This is a genomic window from Paenibacillus sp. DMB5 (genome assembly GCF_001517085.1).
In the GTDB taxonomy this organism is placed as follows: domain Bacteria; phylum Bacillota; class Bacilli; order Paenibacillales; family Paenibacillaceae; genus Paenibacillus_AQ.
In genome coordinates this window covers 1-21,989 of sequence record NZ_LRAC01000020.1, presented here as the reverse complement: position 1 = coordinate 21,989, position 21,989 = coordinate 1, and the positions used below count along the sequence as shown (strand labels likewise).

General features: G+C 53.2%; 17 protein-coding genes and 2 pseudogenes. 12 read left to right on the top strand and 7 right to left on the bottom strand.

The window, feature by feature from the left end:
• Positions 1 to 16 precede the first annotated feature (16 nt).
• The 4 genes and pseudogenes from AWJ19_RS05030 to AWJ19_RS05015 all read right to left on the bottom strand — a co-directional run bounded on the left by AWJ19_RS05030 (position 17) and on the right by AWJ19_RS05015 (position 2,916).
• Positions 17 to 205, bottom strand: coding sequence for a hypothetical protein (locus AWJ19_RS05030; RefSeq protein WP_068721967.1), 189 nt, complete (start codon positions 203 to 205; stop codon positions 17 to 19).
• Between the two features lie 38 nt (positions 206 to 243).
• Positions 244 to 696 carry an SRPBCC domain-containing protein gene (locus tag AWJ19_RS05025; RefSeq protein WP_068721966.1) on the bottom strand — a complete coding sequence of 151 codons (453 nt, stop codon included), beginning with the start codon at positions 694 to 696 and terminating at the stop codon, positions 244 to 246.
• Positions 697 to 808: 112 nt separating this feature from the next.
• Positions 809 to 1,768, bottom strand: coding sequence for a WYL domain-containing protein (locus tag AWJ19_RS05020; protein ID WP_068721965.1), 960 nt, complete (start codon positions 1,766 to 1,768; stop codon positions 809 to 811).
• A gap of 33 nt (positions 1,769 to 1,801) precedes the next feature.
• Positions 1,802 to 2,916 (bottom strand): annotated as a pseudogene (locus tag AWJ19_RS05015) (phosphodiester glycosidase family protein).
• A gap of 271 nt (positions 2,917 to 3,187) precedes the next feature.
• Here AWJ19_RS05015 and AWJ19_RS05010 point away from each other — a divergent pair.
• On the top strand, positions 3,188 to 3,769 hold the full coding sequence (locus AWJ19_RS05010) for a histidine phosphatase family protein (protein ID WP_068721971.1): 582 nt from the start codon (positions 3,188 to 3,190) through the stop codon (positions 3,767 to 3,769).
• 140 nt (positions 3,770 to 3,909) lie between these two features.
• Positions 3,910 to 4,773 (top strand): GGDEF domain-containing protein, encoded by an 864-nt coding sequence (locus AWJ19_RS05005; RefSeq protein ID WP_068721964.1) that lies wholly within the window; start codon positions 3,910 to 3,912, stop codon positions 4,771 to 4,773.
• A gap of 78 nt (positions 4,774 to 4,851) precedes the next feature.
• On the opposite strand, the gene AWJ19_RS05000 is transcribed toward AWJ19_RS05005, so the two are convergent.
• Complete coding sequence (locus AWJ19_RS05000) at positions 4,852 to 5,589, bottom strand: glycerophosphodiester phosphodiesterase (RefSeq protein ID WP_068721970.1); 738 nt, start codon at positions 5,587 to 5,589, stop codon at positions 4,852 to 4,854.
• 124 nt (positions 5,590 to 5,713) lie between these two features.
• A complete protein-coding gene (locus AWJ19_RS04995; protein WP_068721963.1) occupies positions 5,714 to 6,325 on the bottom strand; it encodes a hypothetical protein in 612 nt (203 codons plus the stop codon).
• A gap of 155 nt (positions 6,326 to 6,480) precedes the next feature.
• On the opposite strand from AWJ19_RS04995, the gene AWJ19_RS04990 reads away from it, so the two are divergent.
• From AWJ19_RS04990 to AWJ19_RS04965, 6 genes and pseudogenes are all read left to right on the top strand, one after another.
• Positions 6,481 to 6,933: a YhcH/YjgK/YiaL family protein gene (locus AWJ19_RS04990; RefSeq protein ID WP_068721969.1), complete on the top strand. Its 453-nt coding sequence runs from the start codon at positions 6,481 to 6,483 to the stop codon at positions 6,931 to 6,933.
• Between the two features lie 189 nt (positions 6,934 to 7,122).
• A complete protein-coding gene (locus AWJ19_RS04985; protein ID WP_068721962.1) occupies positions 7,123 to 8,046 on the top strand; it encodes an AraC family transcriptional regulator in 924 nt (307 codons plus the stop codon).
• Between the two features lie 40 nt (positions 8,047 to 8,086).
• The gene (locus AWJ19_RS04980) at positions 8,087 to 9,166 is read left to right on the top strand and encodes a Gfo/Idh/MocA family oxidoreductase (RefSeq protein ID WP_068721961.1); all 1,080 of its coding nucleotides are present in this window, start codon (positions 8,087 to 8,089) and stop codon (positions 9,164 to 9,166) included.
• 53 nt (positions 9,167 to 9,219) lie between these two features.
• Positions 9,220 to 9,951: a ThuA domain-containing protein gene (locus AWJ19_RS04975; RefSeq protein ID WP_068721960.1), complete on the top strand. Its 732-nt coding sequence runs from the start codon at positions 9,220 to 9,222 to the stop codon at positions 9,949 to 9,951.
• Positions 9,952 to 10,918, top strand: a pseudogene (locus tag AWJ19_RS04970) (sugar phosphate isomerase/epimerase). It abuts the gene before it with no gap.
• 87 nt (positions 10,919 to 11,005) lie between these two features.
• On the top strand, positions 11,006 to 11,722 hold the full coding sequence (locus AWJ19_RS04965) for a GDSL-type esterase/lipase family protein (RefSeq protein WP_082707701.1): 717 nt from the start codon (positions 11,006 to 11,008) through the stop codon (positions 11,720 to 11,722).
• Positions 11,723 to 11,798: 76 nt separating this feature from the next.
• Here the strand turns inward: AWJ19_RS04965 and AWJ19_RS04960 are convergent, their stop codons facing one another.
• Positions 11,799 to 12,689 (bottom strand): response regulator transcription factor, encoded by an 891-nt coding sequence (locus tag AWJ19_RS04960; protein ID WP_068721959.1) that lies wholly within the window; start codon positions 12,687 to 12,689, stop codon positions 11,799 to 11,801.
• 603 nt (positions 12,690 to 13,292) lie between these two features.
• Between AWJ19_RS04960 and AWJ19_RS04955 the strand changes: the two genes are divergently transcribed.
• From AWJ19_RS04955 to AWJ19_RS04940, 4 genes are all read left to right on the top strand, one after another.
• Positions 13,293 to 14,720 (top strand): sugar ABC transporter substrate-binding protein, encoded by a 1,428-nt coding sequence (locus AWJ19_RS04955; protein WP_068721958.1) that lies wholly within the window; start codon positions 13,293 to 13,295, stop codon positions 14,718 to 14,720.
• A gap of 68 nt (positions 14,721 to 14,788) precedes the next feature.
• Complete coding sequence (locus tag AWJ19_RS04950; RefSeq protein ID WP_068721957.1) at positions 14,789 to 15,724, top strand: sugar ABC transporter permease; 936 nt, start codon at positions 14,789 to 14,791, stop codon at positions 15,722 to 15,724.
• On the top strand, positions 15,721 to 16,590 hold the full coding sequence (locus AWJ19_RS04945; protein ID WP_068721956.1) for a carbohydrate ABC transporter permease: 870 nt from the start codon (positions 15,721 to 15,723) through the stop codon (positions 16,588 to 16,590). Before AWJ19_RS04950 ends, AWJ19_RS04945 begins: the two co-directional genes overlap by 4 nt.
• 24 nt (positions 16,591 to 16,614) lie before the next feature.
• The coding region (locus AWJ19_RS04940; protein ID WP_198536469.1) for a DUF5695 domain-containing protein at positions 16,615 to 21,989 on the top strand (5,375 nt) is incomplete at its 3' end.

The following is a 21,989-nucleotide window of genomic DNA, read 5'->3' as shown; positions in this document are numbered from 1 at the left end:
ATTTCGGCCCAAGCGGCTAAATAGCCGAAATGAAGGGCAAAAATGCCTTTGATTTGGCCCAAGCGGCTAAATAGCCGAAATGAAGGGCAAAAATGCCTTTGATTTCGGCCCAAGCAGCTAAATAGCCGAAATGAAGGGCAAAAATGCCCTTGATCCCGGCCCAAGCTGCTAAATAGCCGAAATGAAAGGCAAAAATGCCCTTCATCCCGGCCCAAGCAGCCAGGTTGAGCGCCTGCCTGCTGCTTAGCCGCCAAACTCCAGCGTTCTGCCGGTTTCGGCTAATGTCTTGGTGTTGCTGAGGATTTGCCACCAGGCACTGTCGCTTGGCGCGTAAGAAGGATCATCCGGATGCCAGCCGTCATGAATCAGCGTCAGCTTGGTGCAGCCGCCAACGGGTGCCAGCAGCCAGGAGATGACAGATTCATAAGGCTCGCCGTCTTTTACATAAGAGGGGCCGGCCTTATGCGTGAACCGCAGCGCCTCCTGCGGCTTGTACTCCAGCACGGTGCCATATACATGCACCGTTTCGTCACCATCGGCTCCCGGCCCTACATACTCAAGCGGTTCTCCTTCGGTGAAGCTTGAGCGGATAGTGCTGCCATAGTAGATCTGGCTGACTTTGTCTGGAGCAACGAGACAGTCCCAGACAGCGGCAGGCGCCGCGCCAATATAGAATTCATACCTTAGCTCCTTCATGTCATTTCCTCCTTAAAGTTATGATGCTCAGTATGCTTGCAGCGTGCCTCTTTCACACGCACAATATACCAAAAAATCACTGACAGCTGCGGTCAGTGATTTAGGACACCTATTAGGACTCCGCATAATAAGCGGAGATATCAGCTGCAGCAGCGGCGATCTTTCGCTTCAGGGCAGCAGGCTCAAGGATCTGCAGCGATCTGCCGTAGGGCAGCAGGAAGTAAGGCGCATAACGGAGCAGCATGGTCTCGTCCAGCAGGAAGACAGCCTCTCCGGGAGAACGCTGCTGCAGCGAATGTCCGAACAGCCAGTGGCTGCACAGATCGTTCAGTACTTCTTCGCTGGAGGCGACCACAACCCGGACAAGTGCAGCCTGCTGGTCAGGACCCGGCAGAAGGCTGTCCAGCAGAAACTGCCGTGCCGAGAAGCCCTCAGGCCGGATGAAGACACCGCCGCTCCGCTCAAGCTGCCCAATCCGGTCCACCCGGAAGCTGCGGACCTCCCCGCGCTGATGACAGAAGCCGGCCACATACCAGCGGCCCTTCCAGTGCACCAGCCCGTAAGGATCGACGGAACGCCGGGAGGCTGCCTGCCCGCTGCCTTTGCGGTACTCCATCTGCACGGTCAGCCCGGCCGCGGCGCACGCCTCCAGCTCCGCCAGCAGCGGAGTCAAAGGCACAGAAGGGGCATGGAGCATCTCCATGCCGGACTCATGGCGCTGCATCTGCAGCAGCTGTTCGTCATTGCTGTAGCGCTTGAGCTTGGCGATAGCGCTGCCGAGCGCCTCGATGTACGGGTAGCCGCTGCCTTCGGCGAACGCGGCAGCCTGTACAAGCGCCCGCCGCTCATCGTCATCGAAGAAGAGCGGGGCCGCGCTGAAATGCTCCGGCAGCCGGAAGCCGCCGCCCGGTCCGGCATCGGCAATGACCGGCACTCCGCTGGCGCAGAGCGCATCAATATAGCGGTAGACGGACCGCACACTGAGCTCCAGGGCTTCGGCCAGCTCGGCGGCGGTTCTTTTGCGCTGCTGCAGCATCCAGAGGATAGACAGCATGTAGTCAGCTTTGGACATCGGGCACAGGCCTCCCGTTATAAAAGAATAGGGTTACCGGGTAACGACCAGCGCATTGCTGATCAGCCGTCCCGGTGTAGTAAGGTATTTGCCATTGTAATACAGGCCGCTGGAGGCTCCGCCGTCCAGATTCATTGCCTGGTAAGCGCCGGCCTGCTTCATGATCTGGGCCAGCTGCGGGATGGTGGCCCGCCGGTAGTCAGCAGAATCAGCTTGTGGTCACGGGTGATGCCCAGTGCACTGCGGGCTCCGCCGCCGGTTAGAATTTTCGGGTCCTTGAACCCTTCGGCTGCAACATTCAGTGAGACACTGCCGTTCACCAGCAGCCGCGGACCGGCCTGCAGTGCGCCCTCAATGCTTCCGCTCTGGAATCTGGCGCTGAATTCACTTCCCGGAATCAGCTCCGCCAGCAGATTGCGGTCATAGGCAAACACAATGCGCTTATCGCCGGGGCTGTTCTTCAGCATTTTGCCGCTGCTGATAATATACCCGTAAGGGGCTTTGTACGCCCCGTTAGTATAGGCGTCAAAAAAAGTGCCGTTGATGGCTGCGACAGCCCCGCTGCGTTTGGCAATGCTGCCGAGCGCTTCCGTCTTGCCGACCGTATTGCCGGCCAGCACAGCGTCAAGGCGGACAGAAGGATGCATCAGGGGGATGGTGACGGTCTGCACGCTGAATGATCTGGAGCCGACCTTGTATGTATGCTTCGCGCTGACAGCTGCCGGCGCATCCGGTTTGATCAGTGTGCCGCTTAACACAGGCAGGACTGCTTCTTCTCCGGCTGATGACAGGGTAACGGAACCCTGCTCTTTATTCCACTTCAGTGCAATTCCCATTGCCGTACTGACCACGGACAGCGGCACATAAGTTGTACCGTTTGCACTGAAGGGCAGAGCAGTCAGGGTTACTGACTTCCCGTTGACGGTTGCCCGGGCCTGTCCTGCTTTAAGCAGAACCGAAGCCTTTTCCCCGGATATTTCAATCTCATTAGTACCTGCATTCAGAACCGAGCGGATGCCGAACAGGCCATTCAGGAACCGCAGCGGAATATAGGACTGGCTGGCTTTATCCACAAAGACGGCGTTTTTTGGGGCTGCAGAAGCAGATGCGGTTGAACCGGTCTGAAGGGACGGCAGGGCGGACAGCATAAGCAAGAGAATGAGGCAGGCGGCGGTACATTTTTTAAACATGAACAGAATCTCCTTTGACTCCAAACGGTATTTCCTGCAGATCAGGATGATTATGGAACCTGCTCCAGAATGATGCACCCGGAGCCACTTAATAATAGCGCTGCCTATATATATCGTCAATTAACGCTGGAAGGGTTAGTGTGGCCGTACACATGCGTCCCTGAAGGCTTTTCGTATATAATTTAGGTAATTGATTTTAATCTGTAAAAAGGCGGTTTCACCCATGACAATGACAACAACGATAGGTCTGATCCGGCACGGCAGCACTTTATGGAATAAAGAAGGGCGCATCCAGGGACACACGGATAATCCGCTTGATGAGGAGGGCTTGCAGCAGGCAGCCGAAATTGCCGGCCGGCTTAGCGGGGAGGAGTGGGAGCTGATCTACTCCAGTGATATGCTCAGAGCGAGACAGACTGCAGAGATTATTGCCGCCAGGCTGGGCCTTCCGGTCGCAGGGCTGTTGCCCGGTATCCGGGAGATGCATGGAGGTCTCCTGGAGGGTACGACGGAACAGGAACGGGTGGAGCGCTGGGGCAAGGAATGGAGAACGCTTGAGCTTGGCCTGGAGAGTAATGAGTCAGGCCGGCTCCGGGGCAGCAAGGCCATTGAGGAGCTTGCCGCGCGTCATCCGGGCCGGCGTATACTGGTGGTCAGCCACGGGGCGATTCTCCGGAGTACGCTTGGCGGACTTGTGCCCGGGCTGGATTTGAGCCGGCTGCTGAAAAATACTTCGCTCACCCGGATCATAAAGTCAGGCGGAGCCTGGGCCTGTGACCTTTACAACTGTGTGGAGCATCACAATATTTAACGGGTATCTGCGCTGCCTTAGCACCATCCAAAAGATTCCATGGAGAATCAGACCCCGCCTGCCGATAATAAGCATAATACGGTTCGTCTGCCAGATTAACGTCTTTGCTTAATTAGAAGTAAAAGGGAGTGCTCCTATACATGGAAGAAGCGCGAAATTATATGTTTACTATATTCTCAGTTCTCCTCGCAGCAGTGACAGCCTTCTCCGTCCTCCGCACCGGACGGAATTTCGCGGCCAGAAGCCAAAAAGCCCGTGCGCTGCGCACGAGCCTGATCATTCTTATGCTTAGCGGCGGGTTATGCGGCATGCATCTGTTCGGCCAGCAGGCAGTATCCGGATTTAGCCCGGCCGGCGGTAATCTGCTTGCAGGTGTTGTACAGCCGCTTGCGCTTTACTCGCTGACCCTGGCTTTTCTGATCTGGCTGTTCCACCGCACCGGCCTGATCATGGCTGAAAGGGAACACCTTAAAGAGCTGGCTTACAGGGACAGCCTGACCGGCCTGTTCAATAAGAACGGCATGGATCATTTCTGGGATCACTGCAAGCCTAATGAGCAGCTGGCTGTATTATACCTCGATCTGAACCGCTTCAAGTCGATTAATGACAAGCTCGGCCATCATGTCGGTGATTTGCTGCTCCAGGCGGTCGGCGGCACGCTGCAGCAGTTTTCCTGCAAGGGCAAGCGGCATATTTTCCGGATCGGCGGTGATGAATTCGTCATCATTGCCAAGCGCTGCAGCTATAAAGAAGCCGAACAGCTTGCCCTGAAGGTACTGGAGAAAACAACCCGCACCTACCAGCTGGAGCATCATGAGCTGTTCGTCTCGGCCAGCGTCGGCATTACGGCGAGCCAGGGACGGGTTGATCCCGGACGCCTGCTGAAAGAAGCTGATTCCGCCATGTACAATGCCAAGCAGCTGGGCAGGGGCCGCTATGCCGTCCATAAGCAGGGCAATGTCATCCAGCCGGTAAACTGGCTGGGCAGCTCCAAAGCCAATTAAGCACAGCCCTTTAACACAAAGAGTCCGGGCAGCGCAGCCGATTTACCGGCTGCAGCCCGGACTCTTTTTACTACAATATTACGCCTGTCTGTCAGCCAGCAGTCCGGCCAGCACATCCGGATAGTCGGTGATAATGCCGGCCACTCCAGCAGCTATCAGGGATTTCATCACTTCCGGATCATTGACGGTCCACGGGTGGTAAACCTTACCCTGCGCAGCCGCCTCGGCTACGAACTCCGGCAATACGGCAGGATGATAAGCATGCAGCGCATCCGCATTCAGGCTGTCCGCGTAGTCCCACGGACGGTACAAGCCTTCCGAATACAGAATCCCTGTGCGGATTTCCGGGGCAAGGGATTTACAATAGGCCAGCGAGTAGTGATTGAAGCTCGACAGCACGACACGGTCACTCATGCCGTAATCCCGCACGGCGGCGATAATCTTTTCCTCCATCCCGGGATACAGGAAGACCCCGTTCTTCAGCTCAATGTTGAGCACGGTATCCCGGTCCTTCAGCAGATCCAGCAGCTCCTCCAGCACAGGCAGACGTTCACCGGCGAATGCCGGCCCGAACCAGGAGCCGGCATCCAGCTCCAGCAGCTCGCTAAGCGTCTTATCCTTAACCAATCCGTCAGCTCCGGCTGTCCGGCGGAGATGCTCATCATGTATAATGACCAGTCCTCCGTCAAGCGACATCTGGACATCGGTTTCAATTCCTGTAGCGCCAAGCTCAAGCCCTCTGCGGAATGCCGCCATCGTATTCTCCGGGCAGACTGCGGATGCGCCGCGGTGCGCAAAGTTGATGATGCTGTTCATACGTTGTTTTCCCTCCGGCTTATGGATTTCCTGCTCCTGCTTGCTGCAGGCATCTATTCTCTTATTCCACATCTCTGTACGAAACCCTGTCCGTCCCAATCAATTTGTGCCCAAGCCCGGGAGGTTACGCCGAGACAATCTCGCGGATCGCTTCATGCACATGCTGAACCTCTGAGAAGGCCAGGGTGTATTCCCGATCCGATTTTCTGGCTGGGGCTATACCGGGAAGGAAGGGAATGGACAGAACGGGTGTATCGGCGCTGCTGAGGTAGATTTTGAGTGTAAGCTCCATGACTTCCTCTTCATCTGCTGGGATGGCATCTGCATTGTTTCCGCTGTGATTTTCAGTTTCAGGACGGCTGAGTCCATAACTGTTTTTTCTGGCGCTGTTTGTGATCCGGCTTGTCTTGCTGACTTTCGTGAGGGTCAGGGCATTCTCGACGATCTCTGAACCCAGTATGGTGTCAAAAGTGTACAATTGCGCAGTCGCATGCTCTGCCCTGCCGGGACTACAGCTGCCGATGGCCAGCGTTCTGCCGGCTTCATCCAGAGCGATCATGTGCGACTGGTCGGGGGTTACGAACCGCCGTGGAAAATTCATATTAAAGGAGCCGAGTGCACGGGCCAGCCTGGTCAGATTGGATGAGGGATAAGAGAGCCTGAACTTCAGCACTGCAGCCGCCAGCAGCAGGCTCACCCCCAGCACCGCGAACATGTACATCAGGAAGATCAGCATATTTATGCCTCCTACAAGTTTTGTGAAGGTTGCTAGTATTAGAATATGCCGGGGAAGCGTGAACAAATGCATAGCTGCCGGCTGTGGAATCATTTATTCTTTTCTGTATGCCGCGAGAGGCGGTAATAAATCAGAGAATGCAGGAGATGATCGGCTTGATCGTAGACACACTGGGACATTTGCTTGAGAATGAGGCTGCTTACGGAGAGAAAATCCAGGCGGGGCTGCGCTTTTTGCGGGATACGGATTTCGGCGGACAGGCGGCAGGACGCCATGAAGTTAATGAGAACATGTTCTATTTCATTAACGAATATGAAACAAAGGATGCCGGGGAATGCTTCTGGGAAGCGCACCGGATTAATCTGGACCTGCACTATATTCTTGAAGGTACGGAGCGGATCGGCTATGCAGCCATTGAACAGCTGACGGTAAAAGAAGAATACAGCGCTGAGAAGGACGCAGTGTTCTTCACCGGAGAGCTGCAGTCTGCGGTAACCGCAGGGCCGGGGGCGCTGGTGGTCTGCTATCCGCAGGACGGCCATATGACCGGGATCGAGGCCGGCGGCAAGGAAACGGTGCGCAAGGTTGTGCTGAAGATTAAGCTGTAGGATACAGCCGCAAAGCATATGTCATTGAGGGAGCCGGACAGGCTCTTTTTGCGTTGTCCTTTTTGTGTTGTGGCTGTGGTCGTCCAGGCATTTGTTTTTGCCAACAGGGTTAAGGTACGATAGCCTTAGAATACGGCATGATTATCATAATCCGTAGAAAAAGAACCACACGCACAAGGAGCCGCACTTATGAGCATCTATCTCGAGCTTCCGGATGTGGACAAGCATTTTCCTTTCCGCAGCCTCATCTGCGGCGGGGACGAGCTGTGCTATCCGCACTGGCATAAAGAAATCGAAATGATTTACGTAACTAAGGGAAGACTAAATTTGGGAATAAATGATACTCCAATCCGTATGGAGCAGGGGGAAGTGCAGTTTATCAACGGCGGGGACGTGCATTATTTTCTGGCTTCCCCGGAGAGCGAACGGGTAGTGCTGCAATTTGATTTGAGTCTGTTCCAGGAGCTGGCAGCCACCTGCGGCAATGCTTTCTCACTGCGCGAGGTGTTCACGGCGATGGAGCATTCCAGCTCTGGCTGGCCTCCCGAGACGGCAGAACGGATCATCGGCCTGATCGAAAGCATCTATGAGGAGGATACCCGCCGCGGTGAAGGATATGCCTACCTGATCAAAGCCCGTTTATTTGAGCTGCTGACGGTTATTTTGCGGGAAGTGCCCAGGAATAACGCCGGGAGGCTGCCGAAATTCTCCGAGGATACCCTGTCCCAGTCGCGTGAGATGCTGGAGCGGCTGGAGCGAATTTTTATCTATGTCGAGCAGCATTACCAGGAGCCGATTACCCTTAATGAGGTGGCCCGGCATATGGGCTTCAGCCCGTATTATTTTACCAAGCTGTTCAAAAAGCATACCGGCATGACCTTCGTCGCCTTCCTTAATGAATACCGGCTGAACAAAGCCAAATGGATTCTGCTCAACGAGGACCTGCCGATGTCTGCCGTAGCCGAGTCTGCAGGGTTTGGCAGCGTGAAGACGTTCCACCATTTTTTCAAGTCGGCAACCGGCATTTCGCCGCTCAAATACCACAAGACAATATTCAGGAATAACAGGGCAAGAATGCAGGAAGAAAGCGCTTCTCAGGATTTGTATGATTAGAGGCAGAGAGTTCACAACAAACGTTGGAGGGAAATAGAGAATGACCTTAAAAGTGGGGATTATCGGCTGCGGCGGCATCGCAACCGGCAAGCATATGCCGGCACTTAAGAAAGTGGAAGGCGCTGTCATGGTCGCTTTTTGCGATGTCGTACCTGAACGGGCCGAGCAGGCCAAAGCGGAATTCGGAGATGAGAACGCAGCGGTTTACACAGACTATAAAGAGCTGCTGAAAGATACAAGTATCGATGTAATTCACGTGTGTACCCCGAACATTTCCCATGCGGAAATTTCGATTGCCTCGATGGAGGCCGGCAAGCACGTCATGTGCGAGAAGCCGATGGCGAAGACGACCGCTGAAGCACAGGCCATGATTGATGCTGCCAAGCGTACCGGCAAAAAGCTGACGATCGGCTACCAGAACCGTTTCAGATCGGATTCGGCTTACCTGCATAAGGTATGTGAAAACAACGACCTCGGTGAAATCTACTATGCCAAAGCCAAGGCAATCCGCCGGCGCGCGGTCCCGACCTGGGGCGTATTCCTGGATGAGGAGGCACAGGGTGGCGGCCCGCTGATCGATATCGGCACCCATGCGCTCGACCTGACGCTGTGGATGATGGACAATTACAAGCCGAAATATGCGGTGGGAAATGCTTACCACAAGCTGTCCGGCCGCAAAAACGCCGCCAACGCCTGGGGCCCGTGGGACCCGGAGAAGTTCACGGTAGAGGATTCGGCGATCGGCTTCATTACCATGCAAAACGGGGCAACTATTGTGCTGGAAGCCAGCTGGGCGCTGAATACCCTGGATGTAGGTGAAGCCAAGACAACGCTTTGCGGTACAGAAGGCGGAGCCGATATGGAAAAAGGCCTGCGCATCAACGGGGAAGAGTACGGCAAAACGTTCGAGAAGCACATCGGCCTGGATGCTGCCGGCGTAGACTTCTACGACGGTGCAGGCGAAGATCCGGCGCTGGTTGAAGCCACGCAGTGGATCGACAGCATCATTAATGATACGGTGCCGGTTGTTAAACCGGAGCAGGCTTTGGTGGTAACCCGGATTCTGGAGGCCATCTATAAATCGTCTGAGACAGGGATGCCGGTATTTTTTGAAGATTAAGTAAATTGAACTTAGTTCAATCAATATAAATTAACTTAGGAGTGTGTCCTATAGTGACAAGAGTAACCGTATGGAATGAGTACCGCCATGAGCTCCAGGAAGAGCGTATCCGCCAGGTCTATCCGCTGGGCATTCATGCACAAATAGCCGGATTTCTGGAGGAAGCCGGATTTGATACGGCAACTGCCACACTGGATGAGCCGGAGCACGGTTTGACGGAAGAAGTGCTGAATAACACAGATGTACTGGTATGGTGGGGCCATATTGCCCATCAGGAGGTCACAGACGAGATCGTAAGCCGGGTCTATAACCGTGTGCTGCAGGGAATGGGACTGATCGTGCTGCATTCCGGCCACATGTCCAAAATCTTCATGAAGCTGATGGGTACCAGCTGTGATCTGAAATGGCGCGAAGCGGGGGAGAAGGAGCGTCTCTGGGTGATGGACCCGAGCCATCCGATTGCCGAAGGCATCGGAGAATATATCGATCTGGAGCAGGAAGAGATGTACGGGGCGCATTTTGATGTGCCGGCACCAGAGAGCCTGATCTTTGTCGGCTGGTTCGAGGGCGGCAACGTGTTCCCGAGCGGTTCGACTTACCGGCGCGGGAGCGGCAAAATCTTTTATTTCCAGCCGGGCCATGAATCCCATCCGACCTATTACCATAAGGAAATCCAAAAGGTTATCATCAACGGCGTAAACTGGTGCGCACCGACCAAGCGCGATTATCCGGTATACGGCCATTCCCAGGCTCTGGAGCCAATTCGCGAAAAGGTGGGCGTATAAATGAAATTAGGCGTATTTGATCCCGTATTCGGCAGTTTGACTCTTGATGAGATGCTTGATAAAATCGCGGCCGCGGCCTGAATGCCGTAGAAATCGGCTCAGGCGGCAACCCCGGCAATCCGCATTGCCCGACTGACGAGCTGCTGGCCAGCGAAGAGGCACGTAAGGCCTATCTGGAAAAATTCACGAGCCGCGGCATCATGATCAGCGCATTCAGCTGTCACAACAACCCAATCTCACCTGACAAGGAAGAGGCCCGTCAGGGTGACGAGATTCTGCGCAAGTCGATCAAGCTGGCTTCGCTCATGGGCGTTCAGGTGGTTAACACCTTCTCCGGCACGGCTGGAGACAGCGATGACGCTAAAGCGCCGAACTGGCCGATTACGCCTTGGCCGACTGTATACAGCGATATTCTGACCTGGCAGTGGGAGCAGAAGCTGATCCCGTACTGGAAAGAGATCGGCAAGCTGGCAGAGGAGCATGGCGTGAAGATTGGCATCGAGCTGCACGGCGGCTTCCTGTGCCATACGCCGTACACGATCCTGAAGCTGAGAGAAGCGACCTGTGATGCCATCGGAGCTAACCTTGATCCGAGCCATCTGTGGTGGCAGGGGATTGATCCAGTCGGCGCAATCAAGATCCTTGGCAAAGCCGGAGCGATCCACCACTTCCATGCCAAGGATACCTATCTCGATCAGGACAACATTAATATGTACGGCCTGACTGACATGCAGCCTTACGGCGATGTGCAGACCCGGGCGTGGACTTTCCGCTCCGTCGCTGCGGCCACAGCCTGTCCGAATGGTCGGATATCATGAGCGCGCTGCGTACCTACGGCTATGACTATGTAGTGAGCATCGAGCACGAAGACCCGCTGATGTCGGTAGACGAAGGCTTCCAGCGTGCCGTAACCAACCTGCAATCGATCCTGATCCGCGAGCAGCCGCTGGATATGTGGTGGGCATAAATAGTGTAAAGAAGCCGTTCCCGGGAGGGACGGCTTTTTGATCTTGAGCTAACTATACTTGGTATAATAAGGCGGAGTGATTTCATTATGACAACGAATAGGACAAACGAACTTTTACAACATCCGGAAATTATTGAGCTAATTAAACAGAAAGAGCATAGTAATTATCTTGAGTATCAAAAAGGTTTAGTGAAGAGATACAGCATGCGGAATAAATATATTAAAAAAGGACAAATCTTATTTGTCGGTTCTTCATTAATGGAGCAATTTCCAATTGAAGAAATGCAGGCTGTGCTTAATTTGGAGCGTATTATCTATAATCGCGGAATTGGTGGTATCACCACAAAAGATTTGTTGTCTTTAATGAATGAATGTATCTTTGAATTAGAGCCTTCAAAAATATTTATCAATATTGGCTCAAATGATATCGCAGCGGGTTTGAATAACGGGGCTAAAGAAATATTTTTAGAGAATTACAAAGAAATTCTGCTGCGAATCAAAGAAAGTTTACCGGCCACTGAATTGTTTGTAATGGCGTACTACCCGGTGAATGCTAAAGAGAATTTTGGCCTGGAAGCAGAAAATCATAAAGAGCTGTTTGCCTCCCGCAACAACAAAAACATTGCATTGGTAAATGAAGAAGTGAAGAAATTAACAATGCAATTAGGGGGCCGTTATATTGACGTCAGCAAGGGATTAACGGATGAGGAAGGTCATTTAAAGGCAGAGTATACTGTAGAAGGTGTTCATATGTGGCCAAACGCATATTCCGTAATCCTTGAAAATATGAAGCCATATTTATAAAATTCCTATGTGATATTAAAGCCTCCTGCCGGGAGGCTGTTTTTGTTATGAGGTTTAATGAACGCAAACAAGGGCACTACCGCTCCTTCACAAACTTGCTGCGAAAAGCCGAAGGGGAGAGTCCCTCTTTCTTGGAGAAGCAGGAGGAGTAGTGGGAGACATGATGGAAGCCGACTTCCTCGGCAATACGCGCCACAGACCAGGAGGTCTGAAGCAGCAGCCGCTTGGACTGTTCGATCCGGTAATATTGCAGGTAGGCCATCGGCGTCATGCCGAAGACCTTCAGCATGCTTTTGGCCAGATAGTTCGGGTGGTAGTTCAGTTCCTTTTGCAGAACAGGATTGGTGAGGTCGTGCATGTAATTGTTCCGGATATACAGCTCAATCTGCTCCGCCAGATGGATTGCGGTTGCATCGCTCGGTGAAGCCAGGCTCCGGTCCAGATGCTGCAGGAAGGATTGAAAGCTGGCCTGCCGCCGCCAGTTGCGGAGGGATTTCGGCTCCGATTCCTGCTCAAAAAATAACTCCAGCAGCTCCATGGCCTTGGCGGAGATCTTCAGAATCCTCGGCAGAAAGATAGAGCAGAGATCGGTGTGATGGACATAGGCTTTATTCTTGTGCTCCTCGAACAGGAGCTGCTGATTAAGGAGGCACTCATTCATATCGGCACATTCCTGCCAGCTGCCAAAGGTCTGAAAGTGAATCCAGATGATTTCGGTCGGCACAGTGCAGGGGGCGAACCCGTAATGATGGCCGTCCGGCAGGAGGATCACGCCTTCACCTTCACCCAGCTCGCGCAAAATACCATTTTCCCCGACCGGCAGAAGGCCTTTGACCACCACGATTAAATCAAACACCCCTATGCAGTTGCGGTCTATATGATAATCACCAACCTCGTACGACGCATGGCCGCAGTCCACAAAATAGGGAATCGGCGGCGAAATAAAATGCAGGATGGGCGCGTTCATTGAATAGGCTCCTCCATCTCCATAGGTTGCAATTATGAAAAAGCACTCCGGCTTGCCTTGCCTGTTTCACCCAATGTATCCCAACTTATGGCATAAGTAAAGAAGTATGATTAACAGTGAAAATATATAATCAAGTATTCTTTTTTTGAACTATTTTTTTACGGGAAGGCTGTTCAGAGCTCTTTAGGTTTTCGCAACACACCCCTTCAGCGCAAAAAGATTGAAATTTTATAAATATAGGTTGTAATATCGGTTTTTCAATTGAAATGAGGGGTGCTAAAATGAAGTAAGCGCTTCCGTTTTATTTGTTAAACGATTATCTTGGAGCTTGAGCCATTGTAAGGGGGGAGGAATTTAACCTGAAATCAGGTAGAACACGGTTTGAACCTTTGAAGCATCACGTTTCTTTTGATAATTGCGTTATAAAGATCAGACTTGAAAATATACTGTAGGGGAAAAGTGCCAGGGTTTGTAAAGCTGCAAAAGGGACTTTTGATTTCGATTTTGTTTAAACGTTTAACAAAAAAGTTGGGCTAATGACTTCAAGGCGAAATTGAAGGCTGGCCGGGTAAACGAAGCAAATGATGAGGGGAGATCAGAAGCATGAAAACAGCACAAAAACTTGGAGCAGGTCTTATCCTGACTGCATTGATTGTGAGCGCCGCCGGCTGCGGAAATAATGCGGCAGACACGGAAAACTCAGGAAATAAAGGTAACACAGGCAACACAGCAACTAAAAGTGCGGAGCCTGCCAAAACCTCCGAAGCCTCTGCTGAAAAGGTTAAAATCGTCTACTCGATGTGGGGAAGCGCTGCAGAAGGGAATACCACCCAGAAGGTGGCTGACCGGTTTAATGCCTCGCAGGACAAAATCGAAGTCGAGGTGCAGGCGATCCCTTGGGAGAACTACATGACCAAGCTGAACACGCTCGCAACGGCAGGCCAGCTGCCGGACACAGGGATGCTGAAGGAGGATGGAGTTATCCAGTGGTCCTCCGAAGGTATGCTCAATGATGTAAGCGCTATGTATGAGGGCAGTGACAGCAAGCCGCTCGACAGTCTGGCTTACAAGCATAAGGGCAATACCGTGGCCTATGCCGCTGCCAACGAAATCCTGCTGCTCTACTATAACAAAGACATGTTTGATAAAGCGGGTGTTGCGTACCCTCCGGCTGTGCTCGATCAGGCCTGGACCTGGGACGAATTCGTAGAGACGGCCAAGAAGCTGACCATCGACAAGAACGGCAAGCATCCGGGTGAGAATGGCTTTGATGAGCAGGGTATCGTCCAGTTCGGCGCTTCCGTCGAAAATCTTCCATGGCAGCTGGAAGCCTGGGCGCTCAGTAACGGCGGCGGCTTCTATTCCGAAGACGGTTCAGAGGTACGGATCGGTGAAGACGCCAGCATGGAAGCTATCCAGCGGGTGGCCGACCTGTACCTGAAGGATCATGTCGCTCCGCTGTCTGTCGGACAGACCGATGACGGTATCCAGCGGACAGTCATTGCCGGTACAGTCGCTATGGCAACGAACGGGCAATGGAATGTGGGAACCAGCCTGAATTCGGCCAAGGAAGAAGGGCTGAATTATGGCGTAGCCGTCCTGCCTTATATGAAGGATAAGGTAACGATAAGCACAGGCGGCGCCAACGTCGTCTTCTCCCAAACCAAGCATCCGAAGGAAGCGATGGAATGGCTGAAGTGGTACAACTCGGAAGAAAACAACTGGGAGCTGATCTCCTCGGGCATCTGGATGCCGACGCTGGATAAGTGGTATAAGGATGAGACGCTCACCCGCAAATGGGTGGAAAATCCGAACTTCCCGCCATACGACGAATACAAGTCCGCGGTAGTTGATTATGCCCAGTCCCCGGCCGCAAGACCGGCTGCATGGTTCTATACGAACTATACAACAGACTTCAACACGCTGCTCGGCTCCGTTCTGGGTGATGTCTGGACCGGAAAAACGACCGCCAAAGAAGCGATCACCAAAAATCTTGAAGCGCTGAAAGCCGTACACGCAGGCAACAAGTAAAGAATAGAGGGCTGGCTGCCGGGATTGCCGTGCGGCGGCCAGCCTCCACTTGTGAGGGAGAGCGAGATATGGAAACCATTACTAAGCTGCAAAAACGCCGTCCCCGTATGCGTTCCCGCATACACGCCAGCGAGGCGCGCACCGCGTATATCTGTCTGATTCCTGCCTTTCTGGGACTGATCTTCCTGACGTACCTGCCGCTTGCCGGGGTACTGGGGATCAGCCTGACCAACTGGACGGGGCTAAAGAGTCCTGAGTTTATCGGCTTTGATAACTATATCAAGCTGTTTACAACGGACCCTTATATTAAGGATTCGATTATTGCTACGATTTATTTCGCAGGCTTATCGGTAGCCGGAAGCATGATCTATTCACTGTTTATCGCCATGCTGCTTAACCGCAAAATTCCGGCGAGAGGATTTTTCAGAGCTGTCTTTTATGTGCCGTATGTATTGCCTGCAGCAGCGATTTATGTAGGCTGGTCGTGGCTTTATGAGGGGAATTTCGGCTTCTTTAACTATCTGCTCTCTGAGCTGGGACTGAATAAAATCCTCTTTATCGCCGATTCCAGCTATGTCGTTCCTTCGCTGTCCCTGATTTCGGTCTGGTTGTCGGGAAATCTGATCGTTATCTTTCTGGCCGGGCTGCAGAATGTTCCGGTGGTCTATCATGAAGCAGCCGAGATGGATGGAGCGAATGCTTGGAAGCGCTTCCTGCATATCACCCTGCCGTGCATGACGCCGATTATTTTCTATAACCTGTTGATGAGCCTGATTGCCAATCTCCAGATCGTTACACCGGCGCTGGCCTTAACCAATGGCGGTCCGGGCAACTCGTCGCGGTTTCTGACTTATCTGATGTATGACCAGGCTTTTGTGAATTACCGGCTGGGTTATGCCTGCGCAACGACCCTGATTATTTTCGCCATACTTGCTGTGTTTACTACCGTGCTGTTCAAGACATCGAACCGGTGGATTTATAACGAAGGAGGCGACGATAAATGAGCGTGGCAGCCTACAGCAGACTAAAAAGCAAAAAACGCAGAAACAGGGCAATGAATATCCTAACCTTTGCCGCTGTCCTTTTATTTGCACTGATCGCATTTTTCCCTATCTGGTGGATTTTCCGGACCTCGCTCATGACCAATGCGGAGATCTATCAGTATCCTCCCTCACTGCTGCCGCAGAACTGGCTGTTCTCCAACTATGAGAAGACGCTGGAGGTCTTTAAATTCTGGAAGTATCTGTGGAATACGATGGTTATTATCACTCCCTCCTGTCTGGCAGGGACCTTTACGGCTACGCTGTGCGGATATGCTTTTGCAAGGCTGCGGTTCAGAGGGAAAAGCCTGCTATGGGCGCTCTGTGTCGGCTCCATGCTGCTGCCCGCCATGGTAACGCTCATTCCGCTGTATATCGGCTGGACGCGGGGGCTGGGTTTCAATGACAGCTATTGGCCACTGATTTTGCCGTATTTTTGCGGAGGCGGTGCCTTTAATATCTTCCTGATCCGCCAGTTTATTGTCTCGATCCCGCGCGAGCTTGACCAGGCAGCAACCATTGACGGTGCCGGCTACTTCCGCATCCTGTTCAGTATCATCATGCCGGCCATCCGCCCGGCGATGATCGTCGTCGCGCTGTTTATCTTCATCGGGCTATGGAACGATCTGCTCCAGCAGATGATCTACATTAACTCCAGCGATAAGTATACGATTGCGCTCGGGCTGACCAACTTCAGGGGCCAGCTCAAAAGCGACTGGCCGCTGACGATGGCCGCGACCTGTCTGTCGTTTGCGCCGGGCGTCCTCTTTTACCTGATTGGTCAAAGGTATTTCGTAGAGGGCATTACGCTCACCGGATTAAAAAATTAGTCCGAACGGGAGGTTATCATGGGAATGATTACACGAAAACTGAAGCCGCTGGCGGTTGCGCTGCTGATGCTTGTCCAGGCAGTCCCGCTGTATGCAGGTGCAGAATCCTCGGCAGGTGCAGAACTGCTGGCTGCCGGAGTAAAGAACGACATCTCTAATGCCAGCCTGTATGCCAAAGTCGGTGACCTGGGCCAGATTGAGGAGCTGTATATCAACAATAACCCCGTCAATAAAAAGGGTGCACCGATCAATTTTGTGCTGCCGAACACGACCTCACCGCAGAATGATGTCCAGCACCAGTGGATGGGTGAGATGATCTTTTCGTACCGAACAGGTGACAGCGGGCAATTCCCCGATAACAGAGACGGCTTTACAGAAGTGGATACCAATAAAACACTGGCCGCCGGCGGATCAACCAAGGTTTCCGCCATCAACCCGGATAATCCCTATATCAAAAAAACGGCTTCAGCAGACGGCAAAAAGGTAGAAGTCAACTTTCTGGGACAGAGCCTCGATTCCACAGCCCAGCGGGTGATGAAAGGCTTTGACGTCAAGTCGGTATTCGATATGGATACTGAAGACGGTTCGCTGCTATGGGAGATTACGCTGAAGAACAAGAGCAATAAATATATCGAATTTGGTGATATTGGCCTGCCGATGCCGTGGAACAACAAATACCGGACGTTATCCGATACTTATGATGACCGTGTTACCGTGCATAATTTTGCCGGTGCAGACAGCGGGTATTCCTATGCAATCCGTACCAGCGGCGAGGGCAACTTCATGCTGTTCAGCCCTGTGCCGGAAAGCGGCGCGCGGATCGAATATGTGGATTACTGGATGCAGGAGAGCGGTGAGCTGCGTGCCGGCAACGCCTTCGCGAACTGGACCGGCGACAGCGGCGGCTGGTATCCGGGGCTGAATGTACTGTACATCCACTCGAAGGATATCCAGAAGACCGGACGCGGCTATTACACCGATGCCTCCAGCCTGGTGCTGGGACCGGATCAGGAGCAGACCTACAAGTTCAAATTCTCCGCCGTCCGGGCAGGCGACAACACGCCGCAGGCTGATGCCCAGAGCCCGAATAACAGCTCCACCTCAATGGAAGACCGTGAGGCGAATCTGCGGTCCATCCTGTACAAGTCAGGCATGATCGATGCCGTGGCGGTGCCGGGCTTCCAGACAGCGATTAATATGCCAGCCAAGCTGGATCTGCACTATGACGACAGCCTTATCGACGTACAGTCTATCGATATCCAGAATGTTGACGAGAACGATCCGTTTGACGAAGAGCATATCCCGGACATCAAGCCCGGCAAAACAAGAGCAGAGATGGTTAACAACTCCCGAACCGGCCGCGGCCTGGCTGACGGGAACCCGGGCTACGATGAAGCATACGAGTTCGTAGAGACAAAGGTAGTTGACGGTGAACAGCATCATATCTATTCGCTGAAGTTCGGTTCCATCGGCAATAACAGTGTGCGTGTGAACTACAAGCTGAAGGTTGGAGAGGAATGGGTCGATAAATTCACCCAGTATGAATTCAATGTGCTGGCCGAGCTGGACCAGACGTCACAGGCCCATTCCGCATTTATGGTGGAGCAGACGCAGGATAAGGACCCGAACAGTCCGACCTACGGCAACTATTTTGACTGGTACCTCACCGGCGGCCTCGATACGAACATGGGCCACTGGGGGGATGACTGGAGCCACGATAATATCAATTTCATGACGATGAAAAATGTGCTTGATCCCGATCCTGCTGAAATCCAATCTATAGAAACGTACCTGATAGACTTCATGTGGGAACGTTATATGAAAAATACACAAAACAGCTACACGGTAGCGAACTATCTCAGGGATTCGGGGGCTTTTACGGATAAGGAGCAGCCGTATACCCGGGCGTTCTCGGAGATGATGGAAGCGACCGGATTCTTCAATATGTACCGCATTCAAAAGGCTTATCCAAGCCTGATTGAGTACCGGGAGTCCCCGCAATATTATCTGGAAAAAGCCTACGGTATCTACTATAACCGTGTGTCCAGCGGAGCCATCGGGTTCTACGGCGAGCAGCAGATCCCGGATATGATCGAGGCGCTGAAGGAAGAGGGCATGCTGACAGAGTCAGCTAATCTGCAGCGGAAATTCGCTCTGGATAAAGGCCGGAATATGACCAATGCCAGTTATCCGTACGGCTCCGAGTTTGAGTATGACAATACCGGAGAGGAAGGGGCTTATGCGGCGGCCAAGGCGCTGCGCACCTACTATCCGAATGACGGACGCGCAGCCGCTGCTGAACAAAGCATGGAGATGGCAGACTGGAAGACACGCGCTATGCGCGGCATTCAGCCTACCTGGTTCCATTATTCCGTACCGGTATTCCGCGGCGGCGAAGGCTGGTGGAACTTCCAGTACACCGCCTCACTGGCAGGCTATATTATGGATGACTGGCTGCGCTATGAGGATGACGGCAGGTCGGAGGAGCAGACCGCGATCGCCCAGCAGCGCAACTATGCAGCGAAGATTTCCAACTTCAATGCCGTTAACATGGGACAGATTGCTGCACAGTCTGTGGGCAGCACCTCCTGGAGATATTCCATGTATAAGGGCGGAACCGGCACCAAGGATGTCTTCGACGGCGGCTCGCGGGTGATGAATAACGGCTGGAATGATTTTTCCGGCGAAGCGGAGGAAGGCCTGTACGGCTCCCTGCTCAGCATCAGCGCCGATATTGTGACCGATCCGGTATTCGGGCTGTTCGGATACGGCGCCCTGGTTACGGACGGAGGAGACAGCTATCAGATCACGCCAAAAGACGGGTTCGGCAGACGGATCAATCTGCTGGATGAGAAGATGTATCTGGTCTCAGGGAACGATAAGGTGACAAGCGCGGACATCCGCAAAGACGGAAAAGCTTTTACCCTGCAGCTTGAGAATACGACGGAGAAGGAGCATGCATCGCGGATTACCTTTGACGGGGCGGGCATCGGGAACGGCTACTATACAATGAAACTGGATGGTGCAGACGCCGGACAGTTCTATGTACAGAACAATAAAGGTACGGCCATGTTCCATATGAGCAGCGCAAAGACAGCTGAGCTGGTGATCGAAAAGGCTGATACCGGAGACAATGAAGCTCCGCAGGTGACGGCAAAAGTTGCGGTGGAAAAGCCGCAGGCGCTGATTCCGTTTATGCTGAACGGCATTGTAACCGATGACGGTGCACCGGGCGGCAGCCTCGCCTACCAGTGGGAGATCGTCAGCACGCCGGAAGGCGGCAAGCTTACCTTCAATCATCCGAAGGCAAACATTACACAGGCTACGGGTTCAAAAGAAGGCACCTATACGCTCCGGCTTACCGCAGGTGACGGTGAGAAGACCGGCTCCGGCGAGGTGACCTTTGAGCTTACTGCGCCGCCTGAGAAGCAGCCTCCGGTGATCGGCCAGGTGACTGCTGTGCAGGATGTCGCCAACAACAGCATCGTCATATTATCCGGCACAGCCATTCCCGATCCGGTGCACAGCGCCGTATTCGAGCCTGAACTGACCTATGCGTGGACGGTTAAGCAGAAGCCGGACGGTGCGGGTGAGGTTACTTTTGTGGCCGGTAATAAAGAAACGGCCTATGCCCGCGTCAGCAAGGCAGGCACTTATGTGTTTACCTTTACGGCGTCAGACGATGACAAACAAGGCAGCAAGGATGTCACGATTGAAATTAAAGAAGATGCTGTGGACGCCTACCGGGCACTCAGCACAGTGACCAAAAAGGACACAGCCCCAGTGCTTCCGGGTAAGGTGAATGTCCTGTCCGAAGACGGGTATGGAGAGCGTGACATTCAGTGGGATACCATTGATCCGGCCAGCTATGGAGCTGCGGGCCAGTTTGAAGCCAAAGGCACAGTCACAGATAGTGATATTGAAGTGCGCGCTGCCGTATATGTCGTGAATTCGGGGCTGTCAAATGCCGCGCTGACCGCTAAACCATCCGCCAGCTTCTCCGGCGGTGACGGGTATCCGGAAGCGATGAACAACGGCATTGAGCCAAAAAGCTCAGGCGATTTCTCGCCGAACCGCGGTGCACCGAACAGCGCCTGGCATAACTGGGGCAGGGAAGGTGATCCGGCCTGGGTCACATATGAATGGGATCAGCCGTTCCTCGCCTCATCCATGGATGTGTATGTGTTCCAGGACGGCGGCGGAAACTTCCGTCCGAAGGAAATACAGCTGATGCTCCGTGACGGGGACGGCAAATGGTATACCCCGAGAGCCGTGAAGGGGCTTGGCAATGAGCTTAACAAATACAACACAACCACCTTTGAGCCTGCCTATATTACAGGCGTGCGGATTGATATGAAGCCGACTGCCAATGGAAGCGGGATTCTGGAATGGAAGGTCTATGGCTATACAGGTGCGGTAGATAAGGCAGAGCTGATCAAGGTGTATAACTATGTTAATACTTTGAACGCTGCAAACTTTGACGCACCGGGTCTTGCGCCGGTTGAAGCGGCGAAGGCGGATGCTTCTGCTGTCATTAAAAATTTGAATGCGACAGACGGTGAAGTTGCCCAGGCGCTTGAAAAGCTGCTGACCGATTTGCTTCTGCTCCTTCCGCGTGACAACAACATGGCTTATCTGGCCAATGTGTCATCCAGCTACACCTCACCTTGGGAAAGCCTTGCCGCGGTGAATGACGGGAAAAAGACAGGCACTAACCTGTCGCACTGGGGAACCTGGGGCAATGCAGGGTCAGCGGAATGGGTACAGTATGACTGGCCGCAGGGCGCTGTCATCCAAAGCTCTAATCTGGTGCTGTGGTCGGATGCAGGCGGAATCACACCGCCTACCAAGTACCTGTATTCTTATATTCCACTGAACAGTGTAACGAATGAATGGATTACAGCCGGAACAGTCACCGACGGCATCAAGGTGGTTGATCATACCCCGGCAGAATCCGTGAACCCGTATGAGTTCGATCCGGTGCTTGAGGTTAAAGCGCTGCGGGTTACTATGACGAAACAGTCAGCAGCAGGGGATAATGGTGTAGGCTTATGGGAATGGGAAGTGATTCGTCCGGAAGGGCAGAAGCAGGAACAGGAGCCGCCTTCGTCCACAGAGGTTAAAGGTGTGGACGTGAGTGTAGCCGATGCTAAAGACGGAAAGCTCACAGGCGTAACCTCCGCGATGGAATACCGGAAACAGGGAGCGGATGCCGAAATCTGGACGGCTATCACAGGTACAGAGGTTACAGGACTTGGCCCCGGAACCTATGAGGTGAGATTCAAGGAAACGGCAACGCATCATGCGAGTTCATCCCTTGAAGTCGTTATAGGCAGTCCGGGCTTAGAGCCGACAGCGACATCAACGCCGACAGCGACGCCAACGCCGACGGCAACACC